Annotated in this window: 6 protein-coding genes; 4 read left to right on the forward strand and 2 right to left on the reverse strand. The window is 53.6% G+C overall.

Features of this window, described 5'->3' with window-relative positions; all coding sequences use genetic code 11:
* Positions 1–7: 7 nt before the first annotated feature.
* Positions 8–634 (forward strand): LysM peptidoglycan-binding domain-containing protein, encoded by a 627-nt coding sequence (locus HGBM_RS29075; RefSeq protein WP_019122932.1) that lies wholly within the window; start codon positions 8–10, stop codon positions 632–634.
* On the opposite strand, the gene HGBM_RS28125 is transcribed toward HGBM_RS29075, so the two are convergent.
* Complete coding sequence (locus HGBM_RS28125; protein WP_019122933.1) at positions 606–1,430, reverse strand: polysaccharide deacetylase family protein; 825 nt, start codon at positions 1,428–1,430, stop codon at positions 606–608. The genes HGBM_RS29075 and HGBM_RS28125 overlap by 29 nt on opposite strands.
* Positions 1,431–1,770: 340 nt before the next feature.
* Here HGBM_RS28125 and HGBM_RS20375 point away from each other — a divergent pair, with 340 nt between their 5' ends.
* Positions 1,771–2,367, forward strand: a complete 597-nt coding sequence (locus HGBM_RS20375) for a genetic competence negative regulator (protein ID WP_019122934.1) — start codon at positions 1,771–1,773, stop codon at positions 2,365–2,367.
* 96 nt (positions 2,368–2,463) lie between these two features.
* Here HGBM_RS20375 and HGBM_RS20380 read toward each other — a convergent pair whose 3' ends face one another.
* A complete protein-coding gene (locus tag HGBM_RS20380) occupies positions 2,464–3,201 on the reverse strand; it encodes a PIG-L deacetylase family protein (RefSeq protein ID WP_019122935.1) in 738 nt (245 codons plus the stop codon).
* Between the two features lie 279 nt (positions 3,202–3,480).
* Here HGBM_RS20380 and HGBM_RS20385 point away from each other — a divergent pair, with 279 nt between their 5' ends.
* Together HGBM_RS20385 and HGBM_RS20390 are read left to right on the forward strand one after the other, a co-directional pair.
* The gene (locus HGBM_RS20385) at positions 3,481–4,773 is read left to right on the forward strand and encodes a Glu/Leu/Phe/Val family dehydrogenase (protein ID WP_019122936.1); all 1,293 of its coding nucleotides are present in this window, start codon (positions 3,481–3,483) and stop codon (positions 4,771–4,773) included.
* A 133-nt stretch (positions 4,774–4,906) separates the two neighbouring features.
* A complete protein-coding gene (locus HGBM_RS20390) occupies positions 4,907–6,772 on the forward strand; it encodes a bifunctional metallophosphatase/5'-nucleotidase (RefSeq protein WP_019122937.1) in 1,866 nt (621 codons plus the stop codon).
* The last annotated feature ends 26 nt before the right edge of the window (positions 6,773–6,798 follow it).

Consider the following 6,798-nt stretch of genomic DNA (forward strand, 5'->3'; position numbering starts at 1 on the left):
TCAGGACATGTCGAGCAGTTCAAAGCAGAAAAGCGAGGAATTGGCCGCCGCTTTGCCGGCTGATCGACCGCTACCTTCCCGCAAGCTGCGACATTCGCGCAAGAGACGCAGCGGACCGCTGGCGAACCATAACCGGCTGGCGCTTTTGATGGGGATATTTGGTGTGCTGATTGCCGGTGCGATCGCTTATGAGATCGTCCAGGCCAACAAAAACAGACCTGCACTCTCTGTCCAGGCAACAACGGAAATGCCGCAAGAAACCAGTCAGCATGCTCCGGCAGTCCCAAAAGAAAATGAGGGGGAAAACGAGCATCCGGACAGCCAGTCCAAAGCGACAGCCGAAAGCCCCGCAGCCCCGCATCCGACAGGGACGAGCGGGCCGCCTCTGCCCAAGGAGCAGCTTTCCCCGACAGATGCCGGGCCGGCAGCGGCCGAGCCTGTCCGGTCCAAGGAGCAAAAACAGCTGAAGGTAAAACGTCATGTGGTCAAACAGGGGGAGACGCTGTATCAGCTTTCCCGCCTCTATTACGGGAATCAAACGAGCGTAAAGCGAATCGCCCGATACAACGGGATCAGTCCGGAAGCGAAGCTGACCGTGGGGCAGGTCATTTCGATCCCCTCGCCTGCCCGCTGATTGTTGCCGGTTGGCTTCCTTCAGTCGGCAGGACAAACTGGTATCCGGCGTGTTCCAACCCGGTGAGGATGTCATCCAGCTCACGGGCGGTCCACATGCGATCGTGAAATAGTATCGTCGCCCCCGGATGGATGCTGCCCAGCACCTGCCGTGCAATTCCCCGGGGTTTTTTGTATACGCGGGCATCCCAATCGGAAGACCCGACAGACCAGTTCAGCGAAACCATCCCCTCCTCCCTGCAGATGTTGTTGGAAACATCGGTGTAGGCACCGAAGGGCGGGCGAAAGTATCGGGGAGTTTCGCCGGTAAGCTGTCGGATTGCCCGGTTGGTGCTGATGATCTCCTCCCGCTGCCTTTCCGCGGGCTGCTTGCGCAGGTTTGCGTGCTGCCAGGTATGGTTCCCGATCAGATGGCCGCGCTGTTTTATGTCCCGAAGCAGCGCTGCCTTCTTCGGCTTGAAGGTGATCGTCCCGTCCTGATTCTTGGAGGCAAGCTGGCTTCCGTTGACAAACCAGATCGCTTTTGCCTGATGGCGCTCGAGCACCTCCAGCAGCTGCCTGGACGACTCGCCGGAAGGGCCATCGTCGATGGTGAGCAGGGCGATTTTTTTATGGCTGCCCTCAGGGCTGACGATCCGGTAATCATCCATCCGGATCCTGTAGCGCGGGACTTTCTGGGCAAATGGGGCATCAGGCTTTTGCATCTCCCGGGCATGGATGGGGCGTACTTCTAAATGGGCAGGATAAGAGCAAAGGCAGGCAATCGTGAGAACAGCGGTCAGGATGAGCTTCGGCAACGGTCGCACCTCCGTCTTTCGTAGTGGGGCATGTATTTTTAAGTCTTTGCGGGCAGGCATTTTCCCATGTAAAATCCCTTTCCCGGGAAAGCGCAGAAAATGACATCGTCCTACAAAGAAGTCGCGATCAAGGGGCGGAAAATCGAGTCGTTTTTCCAAACTTCGATTCCCGGTCGGGTGCTATTTTCTTGTCCCAAAGTGTGGTATGATATAGGGACACACATATTGATGCTGCGCTAGCACTGCTTATGCCATTTTCGATGGTTGGAGGATAGCGGAGCACCATTACAGGCTGTGATTCATAACCTGTAATACGACTGGATGGCGAGGAGGGACAGTCATGCGTGTAGAGCGCCTTGGCCAAGACAAGATACGCATCTTTTTAACGTTTGATGACTTGACGGAACGAGGCATCGAAAAAGAAGATATGTGGCGTGACATTCCGAAAGTACATGAACTGTTCAACGACATGATGGAGCAGGCTTACCAAGAACTCGGGTTTGAAGTTTCTGGTCCGGTCGCCGTTGAAGTGTTCGCCTTGCCAGCTCAGGGAATGGTCGTAATCGTCACTAAAGGAAAAACGGGGTTTCGACAAGAAAAAGAAGAGGAATACGAAGAAGAAGTCTACGAAATGGAAGTGACACTTGAAGAAAGTGATCTCATCCTTTATTCCTTCCGTGACTTTGAACATATGGTAGAAGCTGCCCATCGGATCAATGGTATGCTGACGAATGGGGGGAGCGCCTACTTCTATCAAGGAAAGTATTTCCTTGTTCTCGAAGAGGTTGATTTGGACCAAGAGCGATATCATAAGCTGATTGCGATCCTCTCTGAATACGGTGAAGCGACACCAACGACTGTTTATGTTCTCGAAGAGTATGGAAAAGTCGTATTTGCCGAAGATGCCGTTAAGGAAATATGCCGCCACTTCTTATAAAAAAGCATCTTTGACTACTTTTCCCGTTTGTACCATGCAAACGAAAGCACCTGGCAGATTCGTCGCCAGGTGCTTTTTACCCTAGTCAAATAAGTCTTATATTCCGGCAAACAGATCGGACTCTTTGCCTTTGGGCTGGTAAGCAGGCAGCCGGTTCCAGGCGAGGATAAAGTAATTCGTACCCCGCACATGACGGTAGTCTCCTTGGGAAATTCCAGGAAAAACCCGTTCGACAGACAGATGCTGGGTCCGGTGTGCCAATAGGGCTTGCGCCGTTACGTCGACGTATTCCGGAGCGGTGATGAGCGTTGTGATCGCTTCCTCTGGATCCGTGTGGATCGTACGGACCGGGAACGGCCCCGTCGACGGCAGCGTGCAGTAGTACAGCTTTTTCACCGGGGAATCCGGTGCGAGCTGGCTCACGGCACGGGTGGTGGCTTGGGAGATGGCGCGGTGGTCAGGATGGCCGGAGATGCCGTGCGGCGCAAAGGTGATGACAACCTGCGGCTGCACTCGTTCTATTTCCGCGATAATTTGATCCGCCAACTCGTCTAGCGGCACATCAGACAAGTGTTTGTCCTGGTAATCCAGGATGTCCACCTGGTTGATCCCCAAGATGTTGGCAGCCTCCCGCAGCTCCCGTTCACGAACGGCCGGCAGCTCTTCTGCCGTGCAGATCGGAGGATCGCCGGCTTTCCCTGCCTGCCCGCGGGTAGCGCAGAGCAAGGCGACTGTCGCGTTTTCTTCCCTCGTGTATTTGGCAATCGTGACACCAGAGGTGAAGGTCTCATCGTCGGGATGGGCGAAGACAAACAGGATTCGTTTTTGAGACACGTGTGCCCCTCCTCATTGCATTGATCTTTACAAAACAGATTATCGCATATTTCGACGGCGCAGGCGAGGCTGGGACAGGTTGCGAAGCTGTCCGTTTGAAACGGGATTACATTCTCTGTGACTAAACCCTAGTATTTCGGAAAACCTAAAAAAGACCTGAATTTACATGAGTTTGGGCGCAATTACTAGGTAAGCCGTTATTTTTAAACTTCTCATCCCTTGAACAAGGGTGTATACTAAACGATGGATTACCGACAACTATTTTGAGGTGGTTAAGAAATGGGGAAGCACGAAGTGGTAACCGGTGAAACGAAAGAGGCGGTTAAACAGCAGGAGAGCTTGAATTTGCTTACCTCCACGCAAACTGTCATCAAAGAGGCACTCGAAAAATTAGGTTACCAGGAGTCAATGTATGAACTGTTAAAAGAGCCGCTTAGGGTCTTGACGGTTCGCATCCCAGTTCGTATGGACAACGGTGAAGTAAAAGTGTTCACCGGATACCGCGCACAGCACAACGATGCGGTAGGACCGACAAAGGGCGGGATTCGCTTCCATCCAGACGTTACAGAGGATGAGGTGAAAGCGCTTTCGATTTGGATGAGTTTAAAAGCAGGTATCGTTGATCTTCCATATGGTGGAGGGAAAGGCGGAATCATTTGCGATCCGCGCGAGATGTCGTTCCGTGAATTGGAGCGCTTGAGCCGCGGCTACGTCCGGGCGATCAGCCAGATCGTCGGACCGACCAAAGACATTCCGGCACCAGACGTCTTCACCAATTCGCAAATAATGGCTTGGATGTTGGATGAGTACAGCAGCATTCGCGAATTTGATTCACCCGGATTTATTACAGGCAAACCGATTGCCCTCGGCGGTTCCCACGGACGGGAAACGGCGACGGCCAAAGGGGTTACCATTTGTATCCGGGAAGCGTTGAAGCGCCGCGGCATCGCCCTGGAGGGAGCGCGTGTCATCGTACAGGGCTTCGGCAATGCGGGAAGCTACCTGTCCAAGTTCATGCACGACGCCGGTGCCAAAGTGGTCGGGATTTCCGATGCGTACGGCGCCCTCTACGATCCGAACGGCCTCGACATCGACTATTTGCTGGACCGCCGCGACTCCTTCGGAACGGTGACCAAGCTCTTTACCAACACGATTACGAACAAAGAACTGCTCGAGTCGGAATGCGACATCCTCGTACCGGCTGCGATCGAAAACCAGATCACGAAAGAGAACGCACACAATATCAAGGCACAAATCGTCTGCGAAGCGGCCAATGGTCCGACTACGCTGGAGGCGACGAAAATTCTCACCGAACGGGGAATTCTGCTGGTGCCTGACGTATTGGCCAGCTCCGGCGGCGTTACGGTTTCCTATTTCGAATGGGTACAGAACAACCAGGGCTACTACTGGACGGAAGAGGAAATCGAGTCGAAATTGGAACAAGTGCTGGTCAAAGCATTTGAAAATGTCTACAGCACCGCGCAAACCCGCCGCGTAGACATGCGCCTCGCCGCTTACATGGTCGGCGTCCGCAAAATGGCTGAAGCTTCCCGTTTCCGCGGTTGGGTCTAATACCACAGCGGTTGATTCGACAGCCCCTCTTGAGTTTTTTGCTCAAGCGGGGCTGTTTTTGGAGGAATTGAGACAATGATCCCGTATTCCTTACAGTGATCTTATTTTTTCCTACTGGTAAGGAGGAGAAACATTGAAGAAATTACGTCGTACCGGCATCACGGTGCTGTCTGCCGTGTTGACGACCGGCATCCTGGCAGGTCCAGCCTGTGCCGCACCGCTCCAACCGATTGATCACGTACAATGGTTGAAGGAAAAGTCGTTTATCATCGGAAATGACAAAGGGAGCCTGGCACTCGAACAAAACGTCACAGTAGCGGAAGTGATCGCCGTCATTTCCCGGATGAAAGACGCAGACCTGAAACCGGGTTCGTCCGACTGGGCAGCCCCGTACATAGCATGGGGACAGTCACAGGGAGTGCTGACTGCCGAGGATGCCAAACACGCCTACCAAGCGGCCAGTGCCAGCAAAATCAAGGAGATCGCAAAAGGCTTCGGCTACACGTTGAACCTGGCAGACAAGCCGCAGGTTACCCGGGCCGAATTTGCCCAGGCGCTCGGCGATGCGGCAACCCTGCACATCACGATTGCCCACACGAATGACGTTCACGGCCATATCGAAGAAAACCAAAGCGGCAAGGAATTCGGCTACGCGAAAATTGCCACTTTGCTGAAAGAATGGCGGAGCGAAAATGACAACTTCCTGCTGATGGATGCCGGCGACACCTTCCAGGGAACAGTATTCGCCAATCAGTTCAAAGGCGAGTCGATCGTCCCGATTCTCAATCAGCTCAGCTACAACGCCGGCGCTTCCGGAAACCATGAATTCGACTTCGGCTACGAGCAGTTGTTGAAACTGAAGGACATGGTCAATTACCCGATCATCGCCTCCAACGTGTTTAAAGAAGATGGCACCAACCTGCTCCCTCCGGTATACAAGACGGAAATCGGCGGCAAGAAGTTTGCGTTCATCGGTTTTGTGACGGAAGACACGCCGATTGTGACCCACCCGGACAACGTCAAGGGTCTCACGTTTAAAAATCCGGTAGAGATAGCCAAACAGCTTGTGCCTGAGCTGAAGAAGGAAGCAGATCACGTCATCGTCGTCTCGCATATCGGAGTCGAAGTGGACCGGGAGATTGCGAAGAACGTAGACGGAATTGACTTAATTATCGGTGGACATTCCCATACGCCGCTCAGAACTCCGGAAGTCGTAAACGGCACGTACATCGTCCAGGACTGGGAGTACGGCAAATCCCTCGGCCGCGTCGATATGTACTACCTCGGTGACGAGATGGTGGCGTTCAGCGGCGGGTTGAAAGAGTATGACGAGTCCGTAAAGCCTGATCCGGAGATTGAAAAGCTGGTCAAGGACGTCGTCGCCAAAGTGGACGAGATCATGAACGTCGTCATCGGCAAGACAGCAGTCGATCTGGACGGCGACCGCACACTGGTCCGGACTCGCGAGACCAATCTGGGCAACTTCGTCACGGACGCCATGCTGGAGCGGACGAAGTCGATTTCGGGTCATGGAGCGGACGTGGCTTTGACCAATGGCGGCGGCATCCGGGCACAAGTCAAAGCTGGCGACATCACCAAAAAAGACTTGTACACGGTCTTCCCGTTCCCCAACACGCTGGTGGTAGTCGAGGCAACAGGGGAAGAACTGCTGCAAGCGCTGGAAAACGGCGTCAGCAAGGTAGAAGAAGGGCAAGGGCGCTTCCCGCAGATCAGCGGCATGTCCTTTACCTATGATCCATCCAAAACGGCCGGTGAACGCGTTGTCGAGGTGAAAGTAGGCGACCAACCGCTCGACCTGAACAAGACGTACAAAGTGGCAACCAACGACTTTATCGCGGCAGGCGGCGACGGATACGAATCTTTGAACAAAGAAGCATTCAACACAGGCATTACCTTGTTTGAATTGATGGAAGAAGCGATCAAAGAGCAGAAGGAACTCAACCCGAAAGTAGAAAATCGCATCGTAGAAGTCAAATGAAAAAGCACCCCTCCGACAGAGAAGTG

The organism is Brevibacillus massiliensis, from assembly GCF_000311785.1.
GTDB classification, from domain to species: Bacteria; Bacillota; Bacilli; order Brevibacillales; family Brevibacillaceae; genus Brevibacillus_C; species Brevibacillus_C massiliensis.